Below are 26,472 nucleotides of genomic sequence, written 5' to 3'. Positions count from 1 at the left end.
GGCGCCGGGTTGCCGCTTGCGGCGCGGCCCGGCCCCCCTATTATTTTCCTAAGCTGAACGGGCGCATCGGTTCGGCACGGGAGGATCTCATGGCGTTCTTCATCGGCATCGCGTGTCCGTGGCTCCTGATCGCGGTGCTCGACAGGATCGCCGAGGGGCGCCGGAGCGCCGAACTCGCGGCCCTCGGGCTCACGCCACAGCCGGCCCCGGCTCAATCCAGCTACCTCGTCCCCGACCGGCCGTATTGAGGCCCGGCTGGGGCGTGAAGCAGCCGGAACCTCGCCCCACATCGGGCGGGCCCCGCATCGCCGTCACAGGCCGAGCGACGTGACCCAGGACAGCGCTGCTCTAGGACAGCGCGACGCCCGGAAGCGTGCCGTCACACGGATCGCTTCCTTGCAGTCGGAAAGACGGCGGCGTTTCCGGTCCGTAGAACCGGACGACCGTTTCGCTGCGGGCCCGGCGCCGCGCGGACCGACCCATCATCTCTTCAGAGGGCTGGACCGAATCAGAACCCGGCCCGGCCCTCTGTCGCATCCCGCTTACGGCTTCTTCGGCTCCGACTCCGGCTGAGCGGCCGGCGGCGCGTCGGTGCGCTCGATCTTGGCCTCCGAGCGGAGCTTCAGGATCATGTCCTGCTGCGCCTTGCGGATCAGGTGCTGGTCGATCTGCTCCTTCAGCTCGTCGAAGGTCGGCTGCGGCTTCGTCCGCTTCTCCTCCACCTTGATCACGTGCCAGCCGAACTGGGTCTTGATCGGGTCAGAGACCTGTCCGGGCTTCATCGCGAACGCGGCGTTGGCGAAATCCGGGACCATCCGTTCCTTCGTGAACCAGCCGAGATCGCCGCCCTCGGTCTTCGAGCCCGGATCCTTGGAGGCCTCGGCGGCGACCTTGGCGAAATCCTCGCCGCCCTTGATGCGCGCGGCGATCTTCTTGGCCTCGGCCTCGTTGTCCACGAGGATGTGGCGCGCGTGCACCTCCTCCTCGGGCTTCATCAGCTTGACGGTCTGGTCGTAGATCGCGTGCTCCGCCTCAGGCGTGACCGCGCGCTTGGCCTCCTGCTCCAGGTAGTCGTCGAGAAGCAGCTTGTCGCGGAAATAGGCGAGCTTGCGCTTGAATTCCGGCGTGTCGCCGATCTTGGCGGACTCGGCGGCCTGCGCACCGACGCGGAGATCGACCATGTAGTCGACGAGCAGGTTCTTCTTCTGCGCCTCGTCGACGCCCGGCAGCGACAGGGCGGGATCGTCCGCCGCGATGGCGAGGTCGCCCTGCGTGATCGGCTTGCCGTTCACGCTCGCCACGACCGAATCCGCGCTCGGCGCGGCGGCCGGCGCGGCGGCCGGCGTGTTAGCGGCCGGTGTGTTAGCCGCCGGTGTCGGAGCCTTCTGGGGGGCCTGGGCCAGCGCCAGTCCCGGCATCGCGATCATGACGGCGAGCGCGCTGGCGCGCCGGAGAAGGGCGGTGTTCGGCATACGGGCGAAGTCCTCGGCTCACATCTTGGCGCCGCACCGGATCGGCCGGGCGGCAGGCCGCGGCACAGGTGGGCCGCGTCGGGCGAGAAGGCAAGCGCGGCCATTTCACCGGTGCCGGAACCGTGACCGTACCGGCATGCGTTGAGGGCTGCCCCTTCCAGGTGCGCCGGGCGATGTTTACCTCTATAAGCCCGGCCAACTCCGTCCAGGCCGGCCCGCCACGCTCACCCGTGTGCGGGCTCGCGCGTCCGCAGGTCAACGATGCTCGGCTCCTTCGCCAAGAAGATTTTCGGCTCCTCGAACGACCGCCGCGTCAAGGGCTATCGCCCGCGCGTGGCACAGATCAATGCGCTGGAACCGGAGATCCAGGCCCTCTCCGACGAGGCCCTGCGCGCCCGCACCGATATGCTGAAGGCGGAACTCGCCAACGGCAAGAGCCTCGACGACATCCTCGTGCCGGCCTTCGCCACGGTGCGCGAGGCGGCCAAGCGCGTCTTCGGCCAGCGCCACTTCGACGTGCAGCTCATCGGCGGCATGGTGCTCCACGAGGGCGGCATCGCCGAGATGAAGACCGGCGAGGGCAAGACCCTGGTGGCGACGCTTCCGGTTTACCTGAACGCCCTGGAAGGCAAGGGCGTCCACGTCGTCACGGTGAACGACTACCTCGCCTCGCGCGATGCCGAGTGGATGGGGCAGGTCTACCGATTCCTGGGCCTCAGCGTCGGCACCATCGTGCACGGGCTCGACGATGCGCAGCGCAAGGAGGCGTATGCCTGCGACATCACCTACGGCACCAACAACGAGTACGGGTTTGACTACCTGCGCGACAACATGAAGTACGAGATGTCCCAGCTGGCGCAGCGGGGCCACAATTTCGCGATCGTCGACGAGGTGGATTCGATCCTGATCGACGAGGCGCGGACGCCGCTGATCATCTCGGGCCCGGTGGACGACCGTTCGGAACTCTACGTGGCGGTGGACACGCTGATGCCGCGCCTGCGCAAGGAGTTCTACGACCTCGACGAGAAGCAGCGCACCGTCTCGCTCACCGAGGAGGGGAACGAGTTCATCGAGGAGGCGATGCGGGAGGCGGGCCTCCTCAAGGAGGGCGACCTCTACGACGCCCACAACGTCACGCTGGTCCACCACGTGAACCAGGCCCTGCGCGCCCACACGCTGTTCACCCGCGACAAGGACTATATCGTCAAGAACGACGAGGTGGTGATCATCGACGAGTTCACCGGCCGCATGATGCAGGGCCGGCGCTACTCGGAGGGGCTCCACCAGGCGCTGGAGGCGAAGGAGCGGGTCACGATCCAGCCCGAGAACCAGACGCTGGCCTCGATCACCTTCCAGAACTACTTCCGCCTGTACAAGAAGCTCGCCGGCATGACCGGCACCGCCTCCACCGAGGCCGACGAGTTCGCCGAGATCTACAAGCTCGACGTGGTCGACATCCCGACCAACAAGGAGGTCGAGCGCGTCGACGAGGACGACGAAGTCTACCGCACCGTCGCCGAGAAGTACGAAGGCATCATCGCCGAGATCGACAAGGCGCATACCCGCCACCAGCCGATCCTGGTCGGCACCGGCTCGATCGAGAAGTCGGAGCACCTCGCCGAGATGCTCAAGAAGGCCGGCTACACCCTGCTCGACTATTCCGACCCGAACGCGCTCACCGACGTCTACGCCGCCGCCCGTGAGGGCCGGGTGACCAAGCGGTTTGCCGTGTTGAATGCCCGCTTCCACGAGCAGGAAGCCTACATCGTGGCCGAGGCGGGTGTCCCCGGCGCGATCACCATCGCCACCAACATGGCGGGCCGCGGCACCGACATCAAACTCGGCGGCAATCTCGAGATGCGCATCGAGAAGGAGCTGGGCCACCTCGCGGACGGTCCGGAACGCGCGTCCGCCATCGAGGCGATCAAGGCGGAGATCGCCGAGAACCGCGCCAAGGTGCTGGCCTCGGGCGAGCCGGCCGATCCCGCGGCAGGGCGCAAGAAGGACCTGCCGGGCGGCCTCTACATCATCGGCACCGAGCGCCACGAATCGCGGCGCATCGACAACCAGCTCCGCGGCCGCTCCGGCCGCCAGGGCGATCCCGGCCGCTCGAAGTTCTACCTGTCGCTTCAGGACGACCTGATGCGCATCTTCGGCTCCGACCGCATGGACGGGATGCTGCAGAAGCTCGGCCTGGAGCAGGGCGAGGCGATCATCCATCCCTGGATCAACAAGGCCATCGAGAAGGCGCAGCAGAAGGTCGAGGCGCGCAACTTCGACATGCGCAAGAACGTGCTCAAGTACGACAACGTCATGAACGACCAGCGCAAGGTCGTCTTCGAGCAGCGCCGCGACTTCATGGGGCAGGAGAGCGTCCGCGAGACCGTGGACGAGATGCGTGAGGGCGTGATCGACGACCTCGTCGCCCGCCACATCCCGGAAAACGCCTATGCCGAACAGTGGGACGTCGCCGGCCTGCGCGAGCAGGTGAAGGAGATCCTGAATCTCGACGTGCCGGTCGAGGACTGGGCCAAGGAAGAGGGCATCGCCGACGAGGAGATGCGCGAGCGGCTGATGAAGGCCGCCGAGACCGCCTATGCCGAGCGGACCGAGAAGAACGGCGCCGAGGTCACCGCCTATATCGAGAAGCAGGTCCTGCTCCAGACCCTGGACCACCTGTGGCGCGAGCACCTCGTGACCCTGGACCACCTCCGGCAGGTGATCGGCTGGCGCGGCTTCGCCCAGCGCGACCCGCTCAACGAATACAAGTCCGAGGCCTTCGATCTGTTCGGCGGTCTCGTGACCGCCCTCCGCGAGCAGGTGACCGCCCAGCTGTCGCGGGTGGAGATCATGTTCCAGGAACAGCAGGAGGGTGAATTCCCGACGGCGCCTCCGGAACTGCCGCCGATGTTCGCCCAGCATCTCGACCCGGTCACCGGCGAGAACGAGATGGACCATGCCGGCTTCGGCTCGGGCAGCGACGGCGGCGGGGGGCCGGCCTACGGCTACGCGGCGCAAGGCCTGGCGGCGGACGGAGCCGTGCTGGAGCGCGACCCGAACGACGCGAGCACCTGGGGCCGCGTCGGCCGCAACGAGCCCTGCCCCTGCGGTTCGGGCAAGAAATACAAACACTGCCACGGCAGCCTCCAGGCCTGAGGCCGGAATGCCCGCGCGGGCGCTCTTCATCGCCGGGGCCGGAACCGAGATCGGCAAGACCTACGTCACCGCCGCCCTGACCCGCCGCCTGCGGGCGCAGGGCCGGGCGGTGCGGACCGTGAAGCCGCTCGCGAGCGGCGTCCCGTCCCTCGGCGATCCCGGCTTCATCGAGAGCGACACCGCCCGTCTTCTGGACGCGCAAGGCATCGCCCTCGACGCGGAGGCCGTGGAGTCCTGCTCGCCCTGGCGGTTCTCGGCGCCGCTCTCGCCCGATCAGGCGGCCGTGCTGGAGGGGCGGTCCCTGGACCTCACCGACCTCGTCGGCTGGTGCCGCGCAGAGATCGCCCGCACGGAGGGCACGCTGCTCATCGAGGGCGTCGGCGGCCTCATGAGTCCGGTCACCGCGGTTGCCACCGGCCTCGACTGGCTCCGGGCGCTCGGCGTGCCGGCGCTGCTCGTCTCCGGGAGCTATCTCGGGGCGATCAGCCACGCGCTCACCGCCTGCGAGACCCTCCGCCTCCACGATGTGCCGTTGCGCGCCGTGGCGGTCAGCGAGAGCCCGGGTGCACCAGCCCCCGCCGCGACCGTCGCCGCCGCGATCGCCCGGCATGCCGGCGCCCCCGTGTTCTGCCTGCGCCGCGGCGAGACCTGCCCGGAGGATCTGGGCGGCCTGATCTGATCGCGGCCTGTCCGTTGCTGGACGGCGCGGCCGCAGCCGCTAGCTTTATCGTTGCGGCATCACACCCGGCGCCGGAACGCGATGTCCGGACGTCGAGACCGGGTAGCCCTCGGGGAATCCTGCATTGAGCCAGACCCTTGCCCCGGCGGCGAAGACCCGGCCCGAGACCGGCACGACCGACGCGGATGCGGCGCGCGGCCGGCTCCGACCCGCCCTCGTCCTGGGCGCGCTGGGCGTCGTGTACGGCGACATCGGCACGAGCCCGCTCTACGCGTTCAAGGAGGCCGTGAAGGCGGCGACCGCCGGCGGGGCCGCGGTGCCGGCGGCGGCCACGGGGGCGGTGTCGCTGATCCTGTGGTCGCTGATCCTGATCGTGTCGCTGAAATACGCGGTGCTGATCCTGCGCGCCGACAACCGCGGCGAGGGCGGCATCGTCGCCATGCTGGCGCTGCTCGGCGCCCGGCAGGCCCGGCCGGGCACGGGGAAGGCGCTGCTTCTGGTGGTCGGTCTGGTGGGGGCGGCGCTGCTCTACGGCGACGGCGCGATCACCCCGGCGATCTCGGTCCTGTCGGCGATCGAGGGCGTGAAGGTCGATGCGCCGGCGCTCGGCCCGTACGTCGTGCCGATCACGCTCGTCATCCTGGTCGGGCTGTTCCTGGTCCAGCACAAAGGCGTGGCCGCCATCGGCCGCGTGTTCGGGCCCGTGATGCTCGTCTGGTTCCTGGTGCTGGGGCTGCTCGGGATCGCCGGCATCATCGCCAAGCCCGAGATCCTGGCGGCAGCCAACCCGTTACGGGCGGTGGACTTCCTGGTCCATGCCGGCTGGCATGTCAGCTTCCTGATGCTGGGCGCGGCCTTCCTGGCGGTGACCGGCGGCGAGGCGATGTATGCCGATCTCGGCCATTTCGGCGCCCTGCCGATCCGCATCGCATGGTTCGCGCTGGTGCTCCCGGCGCTCATGCTCAATTACTTCGGCCAGGGCGCCCTGCTGATCGCCGCGCCCGACGCCCTTGAGAACCCGTTCTTCCGCCTCTGCCCGGATTGGGGACACCTGCCGCTGGTCGCCCTGGCCACGATGGCGACCATCATCGCCTCGCAGGCGATCATCTCGGGCGTGTTCTCGCTGACACAGCAATCGATCCAGCTCGGCTTCCTGCCGGCGATGCGCATCGTGCAGACGGCGCACGAGGAGCGCGGCCAGATCTACGTGCCGGCGGTGAACTGGCTCCTGGCCGCAGCGACCCTCACGGCGGTGGTGGTGTTCGGCTCCTCCGACGCCCTCGCCGGGGCCTACGGGATCGCGGTGTCGATGCTGATGGGCATCACCACGCTGCTCGCCGCGCTCATCGCGCTGCGCTGGGGCTACAATCCGATCCTGGTCTTCGCGGTCAACGGCGCCTTCCTCGCCCTCGACGCCGTGTTCTTCGCCGCCAACAGCGTGAAGCTGTTCGAGGGCGGCTGGTTTCCCCTCGTGCTCGCCGGTCTCGTCGCCCTGATGATGCTGACCTGGAAGAAGGGCAACGAGCTGGTCGAGGAGGCGCGGGCCGCCCTGCGCCTGCCGGAAGACGTATTCCTGACCGGCCTCCAGCACCGCGATCTTCTGCGCCTGCCGGGCACGGCCGCGTTCCTCTCGGCCGCGGAGCACGGGATCCCGCTGCACCTCTCGCGCTTCGTGGAGCGCAACCGCGCCCTGATGGAGCGGATCCTGATCATCACGGCGCTTTATGAGGAGACGCCCACCGTCCCACGGGATCAGCGGGCCCATGTGACGATCCTGGCGCCGGACTTCTACCGGGTGATCCTGCGCTACGGCTTCATGGAGGAGGCCTCGATCCCGGAAGGCCTCGCATGCGCAGTCGAATCCCGCCATCTGCCGCCGCACATCCTCGACGACATGACCATCTTCGTCGGACACGAGACGATCATCCCGCGGAACGACAAGCGGGGCATGGCGCCCTGGCGGGAGAACCTGTTCGCCTTCATGCAGCGCAATGCCGAGCGCACCGGCGCGTTCTTCGGCGTGCCGACCCGGCAGGTCGTGGAGGTCGGCACCGAGATCGAGATCTAGCCCGGCGCCCGAGACGTTCCCGCCGCCCGGACAGTCACCGGCGCGACGCGCGGCAGCAGAGGCCGAGTCGTACCGAGAGATCGACGGCCCGGCGGCCCGTCGATATCCACCGATCGGGCCCCGGGGATTGGCGCGACCGCCGTCCTGTGCTCCGCGCCGATCCGAACCTGCTTCCGGCGTGCGTGCGCCGAAGCACGGAAACTTGAAGCCGCTCCGCCCCACCGCGGGGAACCGGAGCCGTCCGCCGTCGTTCCGCCCCGACACAGGCGACGCGCCCCCTTTGGGCGCGCCCGATCGGAGAGACAGCATGAACAGGGATCATCTCGAAGGCGGCGTCCGCCATCTGCGCGGTCGGGTCAAGACGGCCGCGGGCGCGGTTCGCGGCCGGGCCGGCGACCAGTTCGAGGGCGCTTACGATCAGGCGGCCGGCGCCGCTCAGTACGCCTACGGCGAGGCCCGGGACACGGTGCGCGACCTGCGCCACGGGGGCGAGCACCTCGTCGAGGAGGGGCGCGCCCGGTTCCGTGAGGTCAGCGATCGCGGGCACGCCCTGGCCGACGAGGCGATCGAACGCGGTCATCACTACCGCGATCGCGCGGTGCACCACGGCCGCAGCCTCGCGGCGCGTGCGGACGAGAACCGCGGCGCGACCCTCGCCCTCGTGGCCGCCGTGGCTTTCGGCCTCGGATGGCTGGCGCGGCCGAGCCGCTGAGCGGCCGCATCGACCCTGATCCGGAGCGGGGCGGGCACACGCGTGGCCGCCCCGCTGATCAGAACGCATAAAGACATCTTTATGTCTTGATTGCTTCGTAGGTCGCGGGATGGTAGGGGATTGCCCCGACCCGCAACGCGAACACGGAGCCATCGACTCATGGCCAAGGATTACATCGTCAAGGATATCGGGCTGGCCGATTACGGCCGGAAGGAAATCTCGATCGCCGAGACGGAGATGCCGGGCCTGATGGCGGTCCGCGAGGAGTACGGCGCGGCGCAGCCCCTGAAGGGCGCGAAGATCGCCGGCTCGCTCCACATGACGATCCAGACCGCCGTGCTGATCGAGACCCTGAAGGCGCTCGGCGCCGACATCCGCTGGGTCTCCTGCAACATCTACTCGACCCAGGATCACGCCGCCGCCGCGATCGCCGCCGCCGGCATCCCGGTCTTCGCCGTCAAGGGCGAGACCCTGGAGGAGTACTGGGACTACACCTCGCGCCTGTTCGACTGGCATGACGGCGGCATGCCGAACATGATCCTCGATGACGGCGGCGACGCGACCATGTTCGTCCATCTCGGCCTGCGCGCCGAGAACGGCGATACCGCCTTCCTCGACAAGCCGGAGAGCGAGGAGGAGGAGGTCTTCTTCGCGCTCCTCAAGCGGAAGCTCGCCGAGAAGCCGAAGGGCTGGTTCGCGGGCCTCGCCGACAGCATCAAGGGCGTCTCCGAGGAGACCACCACGGGCGTGCATCGCCTCTACGTGCTCGCCAAGGAAGGCAAGCTGCTCTTCCCGGCGATCAACGTGAACGACTCGGTCACCAAGTCGAAGTTCGACAACCTCTACGGCTGCAAGGAGTCGCTGGTCGACGGCATCCGTCGCGGCACCGACGTGATGATGGCCGGCAAGGTGGCCATGGTCGCGGGCTTCGGCGACGTGGGCAAGGGCTCGGCCGCCTCCCTGCGCAACGCCGGCTGCCGCGTGCTCGTGTCGGAGATCGACCCGATCTGCGCGCTTCAGGCCGCCATGGAGGGCTACGAGGTCGTGACCATGGAGGATGCGGCCCCGCGCGCCGACATCTTCGTCACCGCCACGGGCAACAAGGACATCATCACCATCGAGCACATGCGGGCGATGAAGGACCGCGCCATCGTCTGCAACATCGGCCACTTCGACAATGAGATCCAGGTCGCCGGCCTGAAGAACCTCAAGTGGTCGAACATCAAGCCGCAGGTGGACGAGATCACCTTCGCGGACGGCCACCGCATCATCCTCCTGTCGGAGGGGCGCCTGGTGAACCTCGGCAACGCCACCGGTCACCCGTCCTTCGTGATGTCGGCCTCGTTCACCAACCAGACGCTGGCCCAGATCGAGCTGTGGTCCAACCCGGGCAAGTACCAGAAGCAGGTCTACACCCTGCCGAAGACGCTCGACGAGAAGGTGGCGGCCCTGCACCTGGAGAAGATCGGCGTGAAGCTCTCGAAGCTCCGCCCCGATCAGGCGGCCTATATCGGCGTCGCCGAGAACGGCCCCTTCAAGTCCGAGCACTACCGCTACTGAGCCCGGCGTTCCGGGCGGCGCGCACGGCCCCGATCGCGGGCCGAGCGGCGCGCCGTCCGGTCCCGGCACGCGGCCAGTTCGGCAGGAATCCTGGAGGCCCGGCGCGCTGCGCCGGGCCTTCTCGTTTGTCAAGCACTCGATGCCGATTCGAACTGTGTCTTCTGTGTGTCGTTAACGAGTGATTATGCCGACATCGTCAAAGGCCACGCTTCGTTCCCCTTCCGGGTCGAATCCGCCCCACTGTAGAGTGTGGGCGAATCTTAGATCGGCGGGGCTGCGGCGGTTCGGGAGAATCACTGCAGGAACGGTGCGTTCCGCGCCGCGCGGTGACGCGCGCCGGCCGGACCGCCATCGGGCGCGAGGGCGGGGCGAAGCATGGGTGTCGGTCGTGCGACGCACGTTCGGATCGGCGTGGGCGCACTTGCCCTGATGACGGCGAGCGCGGCGCTCGCCGAGCTGCCGGAGGCCGCCGCGGCGCATCCTGCGCGGGAGATCCACAGCGTGGCCGCCCTGGCGATCCTGGGCGGCCTCGTAGCCTTCGCGGTGATCCTGTCGCTCCTCCACCTGTACGAGCGCGGGCGGTGGACCCGTCGCGAGCGCGAACTCGCCGCGACCCTCGATGTCCTGCGCGGCGCCCACGACCGGGCCGAGATGCTCCTCAACGCCGAGCGCCAGATCATCGTGACCTGGGATCAGCGCAGCGAACCGGTGGTGGAGGGCGACATCAGCCTTGCGATCCACGGCGAACGGCCGGCCTCGGGCTATGCCCGCCGGGTGCTGGCCTTCGGGACCTGGCTCGTCGCCGCCGACGCGACCGCAGTCGAGGCCGCCGTGGAAACCCTGCGGACGCGGGGCACGAGCTTCGCGCTGAGCCTGCGCAGTCAGACCGGCCGGAACATCGAGGCTCACGGGCAGGCCGTGGCGGGACGGGCGCTCCTGCGCCTGCGCGAGACGAGCCAGGAGCGCTGCGAGATCGCCGACCTGCGGGCGACCCTGGACGAGACCCGCCGGGGGCTGTCGGCCCTGTCGGGTCTCCTCGACGCGATCCCGCAGCCGGTCTGGCGGCGCAACCGGGACGGCGGCCTGAGCTGGGTCAACGCCGCCTACGTGGCGGCGGTCGAGGCGGAGAGCCGCGAGGCGGCCCTCGATGCCGGCCTGGAGCTGTTCGACCGGCCGGCGCGGGAGACCATCGCCCGCGAGGAGGCGGCCCGGTTCGCCGGCCTGACCCGAAGCGTTCCGCGCCTCTCGGCCATCGTGGCCGGCAACCGGCGCATGCTCGACGTGTTCGAGACGGGCCTCGAGACCGGCCGGGTCGGCATCGCCATCGACGTGTCGGAACTCGAGAGCGTGCGCGCCGACCTGCAGCGGCAGATGAACGCCAACGTCCGCACCCTCGACCAGCTGCCGACCGCCGTGGCGATGTTCGACGTCTCGCAGCGCCTGATCTTCCACAACGCCGCCTACCGTCAGCTCTGGGGCCTCGATCAGGCCTTCCTGGACGGCCGCCCATCGGACGGCGAGATCCTCGATCACCTCAGGGCAGAGCGGAAGCTCGAAGAGCATGCGGATTTCCGCGGCTGGAAGCAGGGCGTGCTGTCCGCCTACCGGGCCGCGGAGGCGAACCAGACGTGGTGGTACCTGCCCGACGGCCGGACGCTGCGCGTCGTCGCAGATCCCAACCCGCAGGGCGGCCTGACCTACCTGTTCGACGACGTCTCGGATCGCCTGAACGCCGAGTCGCGCTACAACGCCCTCCGGCGGCTGCAGGCCGAGACCCTGGACACGCTGGCCGAGCCGGTGGCCGTGTTCGGCGCGGACGGGCGCCTGACCCTCGCCAACCGGGCCTTCTGCACCGTGTGGCGGCTCGACCCGGCCATGGTCGAGGACCGCCCGCACGTGGACGCCGTCATCGCCGCCTGCCGCACCCTGGCGCCCGCCGAGGAGCCGTGGCTCGATATCCGGGATGCGGTGGTCGGCCTCGAGTCGCGCACCGCCCGCGCGTGCCGGCTTGAGGTGGTGGACGGCACCGTCCTCGACTGCGCGGCGCAGCCGCTCCCGGAGGGCGCGACGCTCCTCACCCTGATCGACGTCACGGCGAGCGTGAACGTCGAGCGGGCCCTCACCGAGAAGAACGACGCCCTGGAGAAGGCCGCGCAGCTGCGCGACACCTTCGTGCACCACGTCTCCTACGAGTTGCGCTCGCCGCTCACCAACATCATCGGCTTCACCCAGCTCCTGGGCGACGAGACCGTGGGCGCGCTCAACGAGCGGCAGCGCGAATATGCCGACCACATCATGCGCTCCTCGGCGGCGCTGCTCGTCATCATCAACGACATCCTCGACCTCGCCTCGATCGATGCCGGCTCGCTGGAGCTGCAGCGGGAAGAGGTCGACGTCCAGGCGACGATCGAGGCCGCCGTGCGCGGCATCGAGGATCGGCTGGCGGAATCGCACATCACCCTGGCACTCGACGTGCCGGAGGATATCGGCAGCGTCCATGCGGACGGGAAGCGGGTCCGGCAGATCCTGTTCAACCTGCTGTCCAACGCCGTCGGCTTCTCGGATGCGGGCCAGCGCGTCGAGGTCCATGCCCGCCGCACCGCGCAGGAACTTCTCCTCAGCGTCCGGGACCACGGCCGCGGCATGCCGCCCGAGATCGCCGATTCGGTGTTCAACCGCTTCGAGAGCCACACCCTCGGCACCCGTCATCGCGGTGTCGGTCTCGGCCTGTCGATCGTCCGGTCCTTCGTCGAGCTGCATGGCGGCCGGGTCCTGCTGGAGACCGCTCCGGGGAACGGCACCCGCGTGACCTGCACCTTCCCCACCGATCTCGCGGGGCACCCCCGGCGCGAGCCGATCCCCGAATCGCGCCCCCCGGTCCCGCCACAGGCGCCGCCGCGCAAGCCCGGTCTGAGCGTGGCCTCGAGCCGGCTCGAGGCTGCGACATCCGACCGACGCACGTCGCCGTAGCGCTTGCTTCTTCCGGCGGTCCCGCGCAGCAGGAAGCATGTCCGCACACGATCGTTCCGGCTGGTCCGTCTTCGGCATCGGTGATTTCCGCCTGTTCGGCGCGGCCCGTTTCCTGACGGGCCTCGCCTATCAGATGCAGGCCGTGGCGATCGGCTGGTTCGTCTACGATGTGACCCATTCCGCCCTGGCGCTGGGCCTCGTGGGTCTCGCGGGTTTCCTTCCGGCGGTGCTCTGCGCGCTGATCACCGGCCATGTCGCGGATGCCTACGATCGCCGCCTCGTTGGCGCCGCCGCCTTCGCCCTCCAAAGTCTGGCGAGCTTCGGCCTTCTCGCCTGCGCTCTCTCAGGCGTGCACGCCATCTGGCCCATCTACGCCCTCGTCATCCTCGTGGGCACCGCCAGGGCCTTCGCCAACCCGGCCCTCCAGGCGCTGCTGCCGACCCTGGTGCCGGGACCGCTTTTCAGCTCGGCCATCGCGTGGAACGCGTCCCTGTGGCAGAGCGCCTCCGTGATGGGACCGGCGCTCGGCGGCTTCCTCTACGCCCTCGGGCCCGCCGTGGTGTTCGGCGGAGCCGGGGCCAGCTTTGCCGTGGCCAGCATCCTGATCCTGCTGATCCGCTTCCGGCCGGCGGCGGTGAGCGAGCGGCCACCGATCACCTGGGCGGCCCTCTCGGCCGGCATCGCCTACATCCGCTCGCAGCCCGTTGTGCTCGGGGCGATCAGCCTCGACCTGTTCACCGTGCTGCTCGGCGGCGCCACGGCGCTGCTGCCGATCTATGCCGACGAGGTGCTGCATGTCGGCCCACTCGGGCTCGGGGCGCTCCGGAGCATGCCGGCCTTCGGCGCGGTCGCCATGGCGGTGCTGCTGGCGAATTACCCCCTGCGGCGCCATGCCGGGCTGCGCATGCTCCGGGCCGCCGCCGTGTTCGGCGCCGCCACGGTCGCCTTCGGGCTCTCGACGTCGCTGCCGCTTTCGATGGCCTGCCTGTTCGTCACGGGCGCCGCCGACATGATCTCGGTCTACGTGCGCCAGACCTTCGTGCAGGGGGAGACGCCGGACGCCATGCGCGGCCGCGTCTCGGCGGTGAACACGGTCTTCATCGGGGCTTCGAACGAACTTGGCGAGTTCGAATCCGGGCTGCTGGCCGCCGCCATCGGGGCGGTCCCGGCGGTGGTGGTCGGGGGCGCCGCGACGATCGGCGTGGCGCTGCTCTGGGGCCGGCTGTTCCCGGCCCTCAAGGCGCGCGACCGGCTGATGGTGCAGGGGTGACGAGATCGGGACGCGGCCGGAGATGCCTCGGCGTCGTCCGCGATGGCCCGCGTCGCCGCCGTGTTCGCGCGCCGAGCGCAGCGATCCAGGCCGGCGCCACGCATGCGAACCTGACGCGGCCCTGGGTCACCGCACGGCACGCGCGATGACGGGCGGAGCCGCGGCGTCCGACAACACCGGACGCCGCGGATCGGGAGAGGTGGCTGCCGCTCAGCGGCCCGCCAGCAGCGGCGACCATGTGGGATCCGACGCGTAGGCGGGCGTCGGGACCGGCTGCTCGACCTTGCCGGTGATGTCGACCATGAACAGCTTGCCGCCGCCCTGACCGCCCGGATCGCGGAAGAACAGCACGTACTGGCCGTTCGGCGCGAAGGTCGGGCCCTCGTTGTGGAAGCCCTCGGTGAGGACGCGCTCGCCGGACCCGTCGGGCTTCGCCACGCAGATGGCGAACCCGCCGTTGCGCTGCCGGGTATAGGCGATCAGGTCGCCCCGGGGCGACCAGGCCGGCTGGGAGGCCGAGCCGGCGCCGAAGGTGATGCGGTGCGGGTTCGAGCCGTCCGCCCCCATCACGTAGACCTGCTGCGAGCCGCCGCGGTCGGACTCGAAGGCGATCTGCGCGCCATCCGGCGAGTAGGTCGGCGAGGTATCGATCGCCATGCCGTTGGTGATCGACCGCTGGGCCTTCGAGGCGATGTCCATGGTCACGATGTCGGCGTTGCCGCCCTGCTGGACGCTCATCACGATCTTGCGCCCGTCCGGGGAGAAGCGCGGGCTCGCGCTCATCGAGTCGACATTGCCGAGCGCCTGGCGCGATCCAGTCTCCAGGTTGATGACCTGGACCCGCGGCTGGTGGCCGGTGGCCTGCGCCATGAAGGCGATGTCCTGCGTGGCCGGCGAGTAGCGCGGCGCCACGATCGACATCTCGCCGGTGGTGATGGCCCGGACGTTGGCGCCGTCCTGGTCCATGACCATCAGGCGCTTCCGGCGGTTCTCCTTCGGACCGGTCTCGTCCACGAAGGCGATGCGGCTGTCGAACCAGGGGCCGAGGCCGGTGATCTTGGTGTAGACCGCATCGGAGATCAGGTGGCCGGTGCGCCGGACGTTGGCGGCGTCCGTGCCGTATTGCTGGCCGGTCATCTGCTGGCCGGAGGTCACGTCCCAGAGCCGGAACTCGACCTTGACCCGGCCGGCCTCTCGGACGACGCGGCCGGTGACGAGCCCCTGGACGCCGGTGGCGCGCCACTTCTCGAAATTCGGAGCGGCATCGAAGTTGGGCTGCTCCGGGAAGCGGGCGTGTTCGAGGGGCGTGAAATAGCCGGAGCGGCGCAGGTTGTTGGTGACCACGCCGGAGACGAGGCCGCCGAGGCTCGGGTCGCCGCCGAAATCCGCGATGGCGATGGGCATCGGCTGGAAGTTGCCGCCGCCGATGCGCAGCTGCAGCTGCGCCTGGGCGGGCCCCGCCAGGAAGCCCGTCAGCATCACGAGAAGCGCGATCAGGCGCGCGGCATAGGACGTCGGGAGACGCCCGACGAATGGGAGGTGCAGCATGATGGGTCGGATCCGAGTGACGATCAGACGAGGACGCGGGGACGGCGGTACGCGGGCTGGAAGACCTCAGGTCGCCGTGAACTCGAACTCCGCGTTGATGGCCTTCCAGTCGTTGTAATACGGCGCATAGGTGGCCGGAATGTTGTACGGCGCGCAACGGCGCACCGCCCGGAGCGCGGCCTGCGCGATCGACTGATCCACCGCGCTCGACCCGCCGCGCATGATCCGCGGCTCGGTGCTGAGCGAGCCGTTCGGGTTCAGGCGGATGTCGAGCACCGGCAGGACCACGCCCTGGGCCGCGCCGGGAGGCGCCGAGTAGCAGCGCTCGATCTGCTGCTGGAGCAGGCCGACCAGGGCGTCGCGCAGCGACGGCGACAGACGCTGCGCCGTGCCGGTCGCGGCGCCCAGCGCCGCCACCTTCTGGACCGTGTGACCGGTGGCGCCGGTGGATTGCGACGGCGCCTTCGAAGCCAGCATCGAACGGATATCGCCAGCATTGAACTTGTCGGCGAGTTCGGCCTGCTTGCGCGCCTTGGCCTCGGCGTCGGCCTTCGCCTTCGCATCCGCCATGGCCTTCGCCTTCGCTTTGGCAGCAGCCTCCGCCTTGGCCTTCGCGGCGGCTTCCGCCTTCTCGCGCTCCGCTTCGGCCTTGGCCTCGGCGATCTCCTTCTGGCGCTCGGCCTCCGCCTCGGCCTTCGCCTTGGCGTCCGCGGCCTTCTTGGCGGCTTCCTTCGCAGCTTCCTTCGCGGCTTCCTTGGCCGCTTCGGCCTTGGCGGCGGCCTCGGCCTTGGCCTTCGCGGCGGCCTTCTGCGCGGCGGCCTCGGCTTCGGCCTCCTGCTTCTCGATCAGCTTCTCGAGCTGTTCGCGCTTCTCGGCTTCGGCCTTGGCAGCGGCGGCCTCGGACTTGGCCTTCGCCTCGGCCTTGGCGGCCTTGTCGGCCGCAGCCTTCTCCGCGGCGGCCTTCTCCGCAGCCTTCTCCGCAGCCTTGGCGGCCGCCTTCTCGGCGTCGCGCTTCTCCTGCGCCGCCTTCGCGGCCTGAGCCGCCTCCTGCGGATCCGGCTCGCCGCGGAGCGGCATCTCCTCCGCGTTGGCGAGCTTCATCTCGGCGGTGCGGGTGGGGGCGGTGGGGGCGTCGGTCTTGGCGTTCTCGGGCTCGCGATCCTCGAACTTCTCGGCCTTGCGGTCCGCCCGCGACGTCGCGTTCGGCATCGGCTTGTCGGCCTGCCGCTCACCCTTGGTGATCTCGGAGAACTGGTTCTCGGTGATCACCTCGACGGGCACGCCCTCCTGGGCCTCCGGCAGGGCCGGGGCCGCAACGCTGACGAGCGCCAGCGCGAGCAGCGCGACATGGGTGCCGGCGGAGATCCAGACACCCGGTTCCTTGCGGTCGAAGCGGAACTCCACGGGACGGCCCTACTGATGCTCAGGCTCGGTGACGAGGGCGACCTTCTTGAAGCCGCCGCCGGTCACGATCGCCATCACCTGCGCCACGCGGCCGTAATCGACCCGCTTGTCGCCGCGCACGAAGACGCGCTCCTCGGTCCCGGTCTTGGCGGTCTCCATGAGCTTCGGCACGATCGTGTCGTCCGTCAGTTCGTCCTCGCCCAGGAAGACCTGGCCGGTCTGGCGGATCGACAGGGTGATCGGCTTCACGTCGGAATTCAGCGGGGAGGCCTTGGATTGTGGTAGATCCAGGGGAACGCCCACGGTCATCATCGGCGCCGCGACCATGAAGATGATCAGGAGAACGAGCACGACGTCGATGAACGGCGTCATGTTGATCTCGTTGATGGGACCGCCGCGGCGGCCCCGGCGCCGGCGGCGCTTGCCGCCCTGCGATGCGCCCGCTGCCATGCCCATGGATCATTCTCCTCTGGATCAGCCGGGTCAGGCGGCGAGCGGCAGCCGCTCGTCGATCTGGCGGGAGAGGATGGCGGAGAACTCGTCGGCGAAGCCCTCGAGGCGCGACTGCGCCTTGGTCACCTCGGCCTGGAGCTTGTTGTAGGCGAGCACCGCCGGGATCGCGGCGAACAGGCCGATGGCGGTGGCGAACAGCGCCTCGGCGATGCCGGGGGCGACGACCGCGAGCGACGTGTTCTTCGAGGCCGCGATCGACGTGAAGGCGGTCATGATGCCCCAGACCGTGCCGAACAGGCCGATATACGGGCCGGCCGAACCGATCGAAGCGAGGAACAGGAGCCGCGACTCAAGCCGCTCGACCTCGCGGTGGATGGTGACGTCGAGCTGCTTCTCGATGCGTTGCGAGAGCGACTGGATCTGCCGGCCGGATCCCTCGAAGGAGCGCTTCCACTCCCGCATGGCGGCGACGAAGACGGCGGCGAGGCCGGTGGCCGGACGGTCGTTGAACGAGCGGAACAGCTCCTCCAGGGAGCGGCCGGACCAGAACGCGTCCTCGAACGCGTCCATCTCGGCTTTCGTCCGGCGGAACAGAAGTGTCTTGTCGACGATGATCGACCAGCACCAGATCGAGGCGCTGAGCAGCCCGATCATCACGATCTTCACGACGAAGTGGGCCTGCAGGAACAGGCCGAGCAGCGTCATGTCGGCGACAGGCGCGGCCTGCATCGCGTCGGCTGGGTTCATCCGTCGAGATCTCCTGCTCCGGATCGCGATGCGCCGGGCGAGGCCCGCGTCCGTCGGATCCGTGAGCGATATCAACGCTGTCGCCCGCGAATCTGTCGAAAGTAAGGGCCGTCGGCGGCCCCGCGCCCCGCCGTGGCATCGCCTCCGTTAAGGGCGCGGCAGGGTTAAGGATCGGTTTCGATCCAGGCGATCCTGAGGCACCGGACGCGGGCTTCCGGGCCATTCGGGCTGGACCTGCCGAAAGAGCCTCCCGTATGGTCGCCGCCAGCGGCGCCGAGTCGAGAGCCCTGAGATCCACGCAGGACGCGCATGACCCTCCCCGTTCCCAGCTTGCCCGACCTTCTGCCCACCGGCCCGGCCCGGTTCCTGGGCTGGTCCATGATCGCGGACCCGATGGTGGCCGGCTTCCTGGCGCGCGCGGGTTTCGATGCCGTGCTCTTGGATCAACAGCACGGCACCCACGATTACAAATCTTGTTGTGCGGCGATCACGGAAGTGGCGCTGGCCGGCAAATCGACGCTGGTGCGGGTGCCGGTGGGCGACTTCGCCATGGTCTCGCGGATGCTCGACGCCGGCGCCGCCGGCGTCGTGGCGCCGATGATCAACACCGTGGCGGACGCCGAGGCGTTCGCCGCCGCCGCGAAATTCCCGCCGGTGGGCCAGCGGAGTTGGGGGCCGGACCGGGCCATGTGGCTGTCGGGGCTCCGGAACGGGGCGGATTACCTCGCAGGCGCCAACGACCGGGCCCTCACGATCGCCATGTGCGAGACCCAGGCGGCGATCGCCGACTTGGAGGCGATTCTCGCCGTACCGGGCATCGACGGGATCCTGGTCGGGCCCGCCGACCTGTCGATCGCCCTGTCGCAGGGGACCGTCATCGATCCCCTGGGATCGGCGGTGACGGCAGCCCTCAGCGAGATCGCGCGCAAGACCCGGGCGGCAGGCAAGATCCCCTGCGCCTTCGCGCCATCTCCTGCGCGGGCGCGGGAAATGGTCGGGATGGGCTACCAGCTGGTCTCGATCGAGTATGACGCGATGACCATCGTCAACGCCTTCGCCCGCGTGCTGTGCGAGGCCGATCCATCCCGGGCGGGCTGAGCTCCAGACAGGCTTGCATTGGCAAGCCGACGGATGATCCGCTCAAGTCGCTGGCTGATCCGGGTATCCGCCGCAGAGCCGGCGGTCGCTTTTGCAAAATCTGGTCAGGCGGCCTCTCCCGGCGCGAGACGCCGCCGGAGCGCGTCCGGGAGGCGCACGGCGCGCCCGTCTCGCACGCAAGCGACTGTCACATCCGCGGAAACCAGAACGGCATCGCCCCGCCGGACGTCCTGGGTCAGGTGCATCGATGCGCCGCGCAGGGCGCGGGTTCGGGTGACGACGGTCAGGAGATCATCCATCCGGGCCGGCCGAATGAAATCGAGGCTCATGCGCCGGACGACGAAGACGAGACCCCGGGCGTCGCGGTGCAGATCGGACTGATCGCCGGCGAGTTCCCGCAGGAGTTCCGTGCGGCCGCGCTCCAGGAAACGCAGATAGCTCGCATGATACACGAAGCCCGAGAAATCGGTGTCCTCGTAGTAGACCCGCACGCCAAGCCGGTGGCCCTGGCCATCGACCTCGGCCGTTTCGTGCATGGGGGGCTCGATCGCGCTCATGCGCTCCTTTAGCGACGGCCTGAGCGACGGCGCAACACGACGAGGGCCGCCCGGGGGCGGCCCTCGCTCAGAGCATCGATGACGCGCGGCTCAGCCGCCGATGCGGGCCGCGAGGCTCGCCGAATGGGCGTGCTCGTCGGCGATGTAGGGCAGCGCCTCAGTGGCGAACTTGCGGCCCTGGGCGTTGTCGCCGGACTTGGCGTAGGCGTCGTAGAGCGCCAGGGTGCGGGCGTCAGAGCGGGCCTGCTGGTCGATATAGGTCCGGTCGAAGGCCCGGCCGCTGCGCGCCGCCTGGAGCTGCGCCAGACGCGCCTGGCCGCGGTCACCGAGGGCCACGCGGCGGCCCGGCTCGGCCGGGTTGTTGTCGACGAGCCCGACCGCGCCGAGAGCGCCGCCGACGATGCCGGTGCCGATGTTGGCAGCCACCGTGACCGGGGCGAGCACGAGGCCGACCGGGTTGCTCAGATCGGTGCGGATACCCTGGTTATCGGACACGACCGAGCCGCTGCGCGACAGCGAGGTGTTCGGCGGCAGCAGCGCGTCGGTGGTCGCCTTGCGCTCGACGAGGACACGGTTGGCGTAGTTGCGGACCTGCGGGTTCCGCGACCGCTGAAGGGCCATGCGGCTCGCCTCGATGCTGGCGGCATCCGAGCGGAGCGCCTCGGCCCGGAAGGCGGGCGTCTCGGTCGCAGCGGCGCCGACGCCGTCCTGATTGGCGAAGGGCAGCACGCGGATCGGAAGGGCGTCCTGCGCAAGAGCCGGCGCAGAGATGGCGGCGACGGACAGGCCGAGCACGGCGAGCGTAAGCTTCTTCATGGCGGAAGTTTATCCCTGACGTTGTTTTTGAGATCTCGAAGATCTGTCGCGATCAGAGAGACAGGGCCTCGATCCCAACAGGCTTCCCGGCGCCCAGCAGACTGAGCGCGGTCGCCTCCACAACTGTCGCGTTTGGGCGCTGTTCCATGGGATCCGGCACTTTTTTCGTGCAGATCATCGTCCAAGCCAACAACTAAGCTTAGCAATATTGCTTGAGCGTCGTCATCAAAAGGGCTTTAATTGCAGCGCCTTACTAATGGTGCGCCGCAAAACCTCTTCGCGGGAGCCTCGGTTTTCGGGGCTACCGGTGCATGAGCGGCGGGAAATGCTGATCCGAACTCCATGCATGGGCAGGTCGGCGGCGGGCCTTATGGTGCTTCGTCTCCGAAGAAGCCGAACTGTCCCGGCGTCTCGCGCTTCGGCTCCGGCAGCTGCATGTGGCGGTAGGCGTGCCGGGTGAGGACGCGGCCGCGGGGGGTGCGCTGCACGAAGCCGCGCTGGATGAGATACGGCTCGATGATGTCCTCGATCGCGTCGCGCGGCTCCGACAGGGCCGCCCCGATCGTCTCGATCCCCACGGGGCCGCCCCCGAAGGAGCGCGCGATCAGGCTCAGGTACTTGCGGTCCATCACGTCGAGCCCGGCCGCGTCCACGTCGAGCAGCTGCAGCGCCCGGTCGGCGATCGCCCGCGTCACCGTCTCGGCCTCCGCCACCACGGCGAAGTCCCGCACCCGCCGCAGGAGACGCCCGGCGATCCGCGGCGTGCCCCGCGCCCGCCGGGCGATCTCGTTGGCTCCCTCCGCCGACATCCCCAGGCCCAGGACCCGCGCCCCGCGCGCCACGATCTGCTCCAGCTCGTCGATCTCGTAGAATTCCAGCCGGATCGGGATCCCGAACCGGTCTCGCAGCGGCGTGGTCAGCAGCCCCGCCCGGGTCGTGGCGCCCACCAGCGTGAACTTCGGCAGCTCGATCTTGACCGAGCGCGCCGCCGGGCCCTCGCCGATGATCAGGTCGAGCTGGTAATCCTCCATGGCCGGGTAGAGGATCTCCTCCACCGCCGGGTTGAGCCGGTGGATCTCGTCGATGAACAGGACGTCGCGCTCCTCCAGGTTGGTGAGCTGCGCGGCCAGGTCCCCGGCCTTGGCGATCACCGGGCCGGAGGTCGAGCGGAAGTTCACGCCGAGTTCGCGCGCCACGATCTGGGCGAGCGTCGTCTTGCCCAGGCCCGGCGGGCCGACGAACAGCACGTGGTCCAGCGCCTGGCCGGTCTTCCGCGCCGCCTCGATGAACACCTGCATGTTCGCCCGCGCCGCACGCTGCCCGATGAACTCGGACAGGCTCAGAGGGCGGATCGTCTGATCCACATCTTCGGCACGCTTCTCCGGCGTCAGGAGCGCGTTGGTCGGAGGCTTCGGCTTGCTCATGAACCCTTGCTTCGTGGACCGAGCCGCGCAGCCCGCGATCAGGGACCTCGCAGGACGTCAGGACACCGGCGCGTCCGGTTTTGTTCTTCCTTACTCGCGAATGCCGGGAAATCTAAGCGCCGCGGCCGCGGATGTGAGAGGGCGCACGGCTCACCGCAACGGATGCAACCGAACCGGCGGCCCGTGCATTCCTGAAGCGAATCCCCAAGCACGGCCGCAGAGCGCGTTTCCCGCCATGAAGATCCGTTTGATTGCCGCCGGCGCAGCCGGCGCCGCATTGTTCCTCATGCCGCTCGCGGCTCAGGCCGCACCCACCCCTGTCGAAACCAAGGTCGCCGAAGCCGATCCGCAGGTTCACGGCGCGACCGTGGAGCGGGACGACGACGTCACCTGCAGCCGGGCGCGTCGCCGCCTGTGGATCGAAGGGGAGGGCTGGGTGGTCCGGCGGATCACCACCTGCCGGTGAGTGTGCCGCATCCGAGCGTCGATCGTGCCGGGATGAGGGGTTATTCAGCACTCTCCGCGGCTGGAAACGCGGAACGGCGGATGATCCGGTCTGTTGGCCCCGCATCCGGCGCGGACCGAGCGCGCCGCCCCTCATCGGAGCCGGCCTCATGACAAACCGGATGGTCCTGACGCTGATCGCCCTGGCGGCGGCTGCGCCCGCGTCGGCGCAGACCTTCCGGAGCATCGAGCCCTACGCGCCGGTCTCGTACGGTTCGGGCTATGCCGGCGATCCGAGCTTCGCCGGCGAATTCGTGCGCGGAACCTATATCGGCGCTCCGCTGACCCGCGTGCCGCGCCCGAGCCAGATCGTGCCCGCCCCGTGGAGCTACGGCACTTACGGCATCCCGACGGTGACGGGGATTCCGGCCGCTCCGGCGGCCCAGCCGACCCTGACGGTGATCAACGCCGCGCCCAAGGCTCGGCGCCACGAGCGCGCGGTCGGCGCAGACCCGGTGGCCGGGGCACGGGTCATCGCGGTTCAGGTGCCCCGGCGGTGAGCGCCGCGAACCACGGCGCGTAGGGCGTGTTGCGGACGAGGTGCCGGTTCAGGTCTGGCGCGCCGTCCGTCCACCAGACCGGCCCGCGCTCGCCGAGGGCGATCTTGGCCGCGTCGACCGCGGCCCTGGCGGCCGTCAGCGCTTCCGCGGCCCCCGCTTCGCCGGCCCGCTCAGCCTGCTTGGCGTGTTTGACGTCCCGGCGCGCCGCCATCAGGCGCTTCACCAGCGCCTCTCTGCAGGCCTCTGACAAATCCGGGTTGGCGCAGCGCCACAGGCGTTCCCGAACAACGATATAGCGCCGATCCGGAGTGGTAATCGCCACGCTCATGCTGAAATCAGCTCCGTTGGGGGGGAGTTAAGCCTTCCAGCTTAAACCGCGGATCTCAGTTGCGGGTCACGCCATGCAGATTGTCATCGTCGACTCGAGCCGCGTCGTGCTGCAGATCATCACGTCGCTGATCGAGCCTCGGGGCCACGCGGTGCACGCCTTCACGGATTCCGAGCAGGCGCTGCAATTCCTGGCGGCGACGCCCGCGGTTCGCGTCCTGATCACCAGCCTGGAGGTCCGGCCGCTCTGTGGGCTGGAACTCTGCTGGTCGGCCCGGCTCCTCGCGGAATCCCGCGGGCCGCTGCACGTCATCACCATGTCGTCGGCGCGCAACGTCCGCAGCCTGGCCGAGGCCCTCGACAGTGGCGCCGACGACTTCATCGAGAAGCCGCCGAGCGCCGAGGAACTGAACGCGCGGCTGCGCGCGGCAGAGCGCCTGACGACCCTGCAAGAGGAATTGATCCGCCTCGCCGAAACGGACCCGTTGACCGGCTCCTACAACCGGCGCGCCTTCTTCAACCGGGCGCGCATCGCCGTGGAGCAGCACCGGACCCCGCCGGTGATCTCGGCGATCCTGCTCGACATCGACCATTTCAAACGCATCAACGACGAGCACGGTCACGATGTCGGCGACGTGGCGATCAAGGCCGTGGCCGAGACGATCTCCGGGGAGGGGATCGCCGGACGCCTCGGCGGGGAAGAATTCGCCGTGATCCTGCCGGGCTGCAGCCTCCTGAGGGCGGTGGCGCATGCCGAATATCTTCGTATCGGCGTCCAGGCCCTGAAGATCCGCGGGACCAAGGGGCCGGTGGGCTTGAGCTGCAGCTTCGGCGTCAGCACGTGGCGCGACGGCGACAGCCTCGAGGCTTTGGTCAAGCGGGCCGACATCGCCCTCTACGCCGCCAAGGGAAGCGGCCGGAACCGGGTGGTGCCGGACCGGGGCGAGGGGGCCCGGGCCGTCGCAGGTTGAGACTGCGGAGCAGGCCCAAATCGGCACAGTCTGTCGAACAGTGTTCGGACGTCGTCCCAGATCGGCGCATCGATCCGCCGAGTATCCGCCAGAGCGGCGCGATTCCGCCAATATAAAGCTTAATATTCATCAACCGTTATTGGAACGGATCTTGGAACTTCGCCTTCGATCCCGGCCGCCTGTATCAAGCTGGGAGAGCGAGGTGCGAGGTCATGAGTACGGCCGTTGGCGTCCTGATCCTGGATGAGCCGGAGGACCTGAGCGCGACGGTGCGCGCCACCCTGGAACACATGCCGGAGTTTCACACCGTTGGGGAAGCCGATCTGGACCGCGCTGACGCCGGCAGCATCGTCGCCCTGGTCTTCCTCGACGAGATCCGGCTGGCCGACGGCATTGCCCGCATCGTCGCGCTGAAGGAGCGGCAGCCGAACCTCCGCACGCTGGTCGCCTTCGGCGCCCTCACGGCGGACGACCTGCGAACCCTGCTGGCCGCGGGCGCAGACGCCTTCGTGGCGCGGTCCAAGTCGCCGCGGGAACTCGGCGCCGCGTTGCTCGCTCTCGCCGAGGGCTCCGATTGCCTTGTTCCCCCGGAGCAACCGGTGGCGCTGCCGGCCGAGGCGGGGGACGGCCTCGGGCTCACCCCCCGGGAGGCCGAGGTGCTGCGCTTCCTCAGCTCCGGGTTCAGCAACAAGGAGGTCGCGCGGCGGCTGGCGCTCAGCGTCCGCACCGTGGAAACGCACCGGCTCAACCTGCGGCGCAAGACCCAGACCGGACGGCTGAAGGATCTGGTCTCTCTCGCCCGGCAGCTCGGACTTGCGCCCGTCGTCGAGAGCGGGGAGCAGGTCCGGCGCGGGACCGACAGCCGGTCATCCGGCAACGACAACCAGTCCCGGCACTGAGCGGGACTCCGGGCGGTCCCGCCGGGACCGCCCCCCTAAGCAGCCGCAGCCTTCCTGCGGACCCGGGAGGCCCGTTTGGCCTTCGGCGCGGTCTCGGCCATGCCGGACGTCTTGGAACCGGTCGTCGGCGCCGCAACCTTATCCCGCGGCTTCTTAGAGCTCCGCATGCGCGTTCCCGCCGGCTTGACCCGCGCCCCGGCCCGGACGCTATCCCCGGCCGCGGACAGCCGCGCCTGGAGCAGCCCCAGCACCGCCGCCTCCTCCGGCCGCAGCCGCGAGAGATCCTCGCTCAGCTCGGACTCGACCGCGCCCTTCACCTGCAGGAGCAGGTCACCCTCCAGATAGCAGTCGAGGATCTGCGGGTGGATGTAGCACTTGCGGCAGATCGTCGGGGTGTTTCCGAGGCGGCCGGCGACGCTCTCGATGGCCGCGCGGATGTTGCGCTTGGCCCCCGCCTCGCTGTCGAAGCTTTCGAACTCGCGCAGCGCCAGCGCCGCCAGCACCGTACCGGCCCAGGTCCGGAAGTCCTTGGCGGTGAAGTCCTCGCCGGTGATCTCCCGCAGATACGCGTTCACGTCCGAGGAGGTGACGTCGCGCTGCGTGCCGTCCGGATCGAGGTACTGGAACAGCTCCTGTCCAGGCAGGTCCTGGCAGGCCTTCACGATCCGGGCGACGCGCCGGTCCTTCAGCGACACGTCCCAGATCTTGCCGCTCTTGCCCTTGAACCGGAACGACAGGGCCGAACCCGCGATCCGCACATGGGGATCGCGCAGGGTCGTCAGGCCGTAGCTCTTGTTGGTCCGCGCGTAATCGTCGTTGCCGACGCGGATCAGCGTGGTCTCGAGCAGGTGGACCACGGTGGCCAGCACCTTCTCGCGGGGCAGGCCCGGCCGCTTCATGTCGGCATCGACCCGCCGGCGGATGCCCGGCAGGGCGTCCGCGAAGGCCATGATCCGCGAGAACTTGTTGGCCTCTCGCGCCTGCCGGAAATCCGGGTGGTAGCGGTACTGCTTGCGGCCCTTGGCATCGCGGCCGGTCGCCTGGATGTGGCCGTTGCTGCGGGGGCAGATCCAGACATCCGTGTAGGCCGGAGGGATCGCCAGCGCGCGGATGCGGGCGAGCTTCGCCTTGTCGCGCACCGGGGCGCCCTTCGCGTCGAGGTAGCGGAAGCCGGAGCCGCTGCGGCGGCGCGACAGGCCCGGCCGGCCATCATCGACGTAGACGAGGCCGGCCTCCGCCGCCGCCGCACGGAGGTCTCCGCCGTTTTCCGCCGTCTCGACACCCACCATGCGCCACCCCTCCCATCTACGCCGCCCGGCTGACCGCCCGGCGGGAAG

23 protein-coding genes are annotated in these 26,472 nt (G+C 69.5%); 13 read left to right on the top strand and 10 right to left on the bottom strand.

Going from position 1 to position 26,472, the window contains the following annotated elements; genetic code table 11:
* Positions 1-89 precede the first annotated feature (89 nt).
* On the top strand, positions 90-248 hold the full coding sequence (locus ABC766_RS05520) for a hypothetical protein (protein WP_164706403.1): 159 nt from the start codon (positions 90-92) through the stop codon (positions 246-248).
* 294 nt (positions 249-542) lie between these two features.
* Here the strand turns inward: ABC766_RS05520 and ABC766_RS05515 are convergent, their stop codons facing one another.
* Positions 543-1,472: a peptidylprolyl isomerase gene (locus ABC766_RS05515; RefSeq protein ID WP_345821440.1), complete on the bottom strand. Its 930-nt coding sequence runs from the start codon at positions 1,470-1,472 to the stop codon at positions 543-545.
* 261 nt (positions 1,473-1,733) lie between these two features.
* On the opposite strand from ABC766_RS05515, the gene secA reads away from it, so the two are divergent.
* The 7 genes from secA to ABC766_RS05480 all read left to right on the top strand — a co-directional run bounded on the left by secA (position 1,734) and on the right by ABC766_RS05480 (position 13,887).
* Positions 1,734-4,628 carry a preprotein translocase subunit SecA gene (gene secA, locus ABC766_RS05510; RefSeq protein ID WP_345821439.1) on the top strand — a complete coding sequence of 965 codons (2,895 nt, stop codon included), beginning with the start codon at positions 1,734-1,736 and terminating at the stop codon, positions 4,626-4,628.
* A 7-nt stretch (positions 4,629-4,635) separates the two neighbouring features.
* Complete coding sequence (bioD, locus tag ABC766_RS05505; protein ID WP_345821437.1) at positions 4,636-5,307, top strand: dethiobiotin synthase; 672 nt, start codon at positions 4,636-4,638, stop codon at positions 5,305-5,307.
* A 124-nt stretch (positions 5,308-5,431) separates the two neighbouring features.
* Positions 5,432-7,375: a KUP/HAK/KT family potassium transporter gene (locus tag ABC766_RS05500; RefSeq protein ID WP_345821436.1), complete on the top strand. Its 1,944-nt coding sequence runs from the start codon at positions 5,432-5,434 to the stop codon at positions 7,373-7,375.
* Positions 7,376-7,682: 307 nt separating this feature from the next.
* Positions 7,683-8,087, top strand: coding sequence for a hypothetical protein (locus ABC766_RS05495; protein ID WP_043353166.1), 405 nt, complete (start codon positions 7,683-7,685; stop codon positions 8,085-8,087).
* Positions 8,088-8,246: 159 nt separating this feature from the next.
* A complete protein-coding gene (gene ahcY / locus ABC766_RS05490; RefSeq protein WP_043353165.1) occupies positions 8,247-9,647 on the top strand; it encodes an adenosylhomocysteinase in 1,401 nt (466 codons plus the stop codon).
* A gap of 375 nt (positions 9,648-10,022) precedes the next feature.
* The gene (locus ABC766_RS05485) at positions 10,023-12,617 is read left to right on the top strand and encodes a sensor histidine kinase (RefSeq protein WP_345821433.1); all 2,595 of its coding nucleotides are present in this window, start codon (positions 10,023-10,025) and stop codon (positions 12,615-12,617) included.
* A gap of 37 nt (positions 12,618-12,654) precedes the next feature.
* Complete coding sequence (locus ABC766_RS05480) at positions 12,655-13,887, top strand: MFS transporter (RefSeq protein ID WP_345821431.1); 1,233 nt, start codon at positions 12,655-12,657, stop codon at positions 13,885-13,887.
* Between the two features lie 210 nt (positions 13,888-14,097).
* Here ABC766_RS05480 and tolB read toward each other — a convergent pair whose 3' ends face one another.
* The 4 genes from tolB to tolQ form a co-directional block, all read right to left on the bottom strand.
* Positions 14,098-15,435 (bottom strand): Tol-Pal system beta propeller repeat protein TolB, encoded by a 1,338-nt coding sequence (tolB, locus tag ABC766_RS05475; protein ID WP_043387949.1) that lies wholly within the window; start codon positions 15,433-15,435, stop codon positions 14,098-14,100.
* Positions 15,436-15,501: 66 nt separating this feature from the next.
* Entirely contained in the window at positions 15,502-16,839 is a 1,338-nt protein-coding gene (tolA, locus tag ABC766_RS05470) for a cell envelope integrity protein TolA (RefSeq protein ID WP_182591925.1), read from the bottom strand.
* 9 nt (positions 16,840-16,848) lie between these two features.
* Complete coding sequence (locus ABC766_RS05465; protein ID WP_043349109.1) at positions 16,849-17,295, bottom strand: ExbD/TolR family protein; 447 nt, start codon at positions 17,293-17,295, stop codon at positions 16,849-16,851.
* Positions 17,296-17,322: 27 nt separating this feature from the next.
* On the bottom strand, positions 17,323-18,039 hold the full coding sequence (gene tolQ / locus ABC766_RS05460) for a protein TolQ (RefSeq protein ID WP_043349106.1): 717 nt from the start codon (positions 18,037-18,039) through the stop codon (positions 17,323-17,325).
* A gap of 309 nt (positions 18,040-18,348) precedes the next feature.
* On the opposite strand from tolQ, the gene ABC766_RS05455 reads away from it, so the two are divergent.
* Positions 18,349-19,137 (top strand): HpcH/HpaI aldolase family protein, encoded by a 789-nt coding sequence (locus ABC766_RS05455; protein WP_043349105.1) that lies wholly within the window; start codon positions 18,349-18,351, stop codon positions 19,135-19,137.
* Between the two features lie 104 nt (positions 19,138-19,241).
* On the opposite strand, the gene ybgC is transcribed toward ABC766_RS05455, so the two are convergent.
* From ybgC to ruvB, 3 genes are all read right to left on the bottom strand, one after another.
* Entirely contained in the window at positions 19,242-19,694 is a 453-nt protein-coding gene (gene ybgC / locus ABC766_RS05450; protein WP_170861898.1) for a tol-pal system-associated acyl-CoA thioesterase, read from the bottom strand.
* 90 nt (positions 19,695-19,784) lie between these two features.
* A complete protein-coding gene (locus ABC766_RS05445; RefSeq protein ID WP_345821428.1) occupies positions 19,785-20,510 on the bottom strand; it encodes a DUF4142 domain-containing protein in 726 nt (241 codons plus the stop codon).
* A gap of 368 nt (positions 20,511-20,878) precedes the next feature.
* Positions 20,879-21,934, bottom strand: coding sequence for a Holliday junction branch migration DNA helicase RuvB (gene ruvB / locus ABC766_RS05440; protein WP_043755844.1), 1,056 nt, complete (start codon positions 21,932-21,934; stop codon positions 20,879-20,881).
* 235 nt (positions 21,935-22,169) lie between these two features.
* On the opposite strand from ruvB, the gene ABC766_RS05435 reads away from it, so the two are divergent.
* Positions 22,170-22,400 carry a hypothetical protein gene (locus ABC766_RS05435; RefSeq protein WP_075379691.1) on the top strand — a complete coding sequence of 77 codons (231 nt, stop codon included), beginning with the start codon at positions 22,170-22,172 and terminating at the stop codon, positions 22,398-22,400.
* A gap of 148 nt (positions 22,401-22,548) precedes the next feature.
* Complete coding sequence (locus ABC766_RS05430) at positions 22,549-22,938, top strand: hypothetical protein (RefSeq protein ID WP_345821426.1); 390 nt, start codon at positions 22,549-22,551, stop codon at positions 22,936-22,938.
* Here ABC766_RS05430 and ABC766_RS05425 read toward each other — a convergent pair.
* A complete protein-coding gene (locus ABC766_RS05425; RefSeq protein WP_345821425.1) occupies positions 22,910-23,266 on the bottom strand; it encodes a hypothetical protein in 357 nt (118 codons plus the stop codon). The two genes, ABC766_RS05430 and ABC766_RS05425, sit on opposite strands and share 29 nt — an antisense overlap.
* Positions 23,267-23,339: 73 nt before the next feature.
* Between ABC766_RS05425 and ABC766_RS05420 the strand changes: the two genes are divergently transcribed.
* Positions 23,340-24,236: a diguanylate cyclase gene (locus ABC766_RS05420; RefSeq protein WP_345821424.1), complete on the top strand. Its 897-nt coding sequence runs from the start codon at positions 23,340-23,342 to the stop codon at positions 24,234-24,236.
* Positions 24,237-24,448: 212 nt separating this feature from the next.
* The gene (locus ABC766_RS05415) at positions 24,449-25,135 is read left to right on the top strand and encodes a response regulator transcription factor (protein WP_345821423.1); all 687 of its coding nucleotides are present in this window, start codon (positions 24,449-24,451) and stop codon (positions 25,133-25,135) included.
* A 35-nt stretch (positions 25,136-25,170) separates the two neighbouring features.
* On the opposite strand, the gene ABC766_RS05410 is transcribed toward ABC766_RS05415, so the two are convergent.
* Entirely contained in the window at positions 25,171-26,424 is a 1,254-nt protein-coding gene (locus tag ABC766_RS05410) for a DNA topoisomerase IB (protein ID WP_345821422.1), read from the bottom strand.
* Positions 26,425-26,472 lie beyond the last annotated feature (48 nt).

The organism is Methylobacterium fujisawaense, assembly GCF_039619325.1.
GTDB lineage: Bacteria > Pseudomonadota > Alphaproteobacteria > Rhizobiales > Beijerinckiaceae > Methylobacterium > Methylobacterium fujisawaense.
This window is presented reverse-complemented; position numbering and strand designations above follow the sequence as displayed.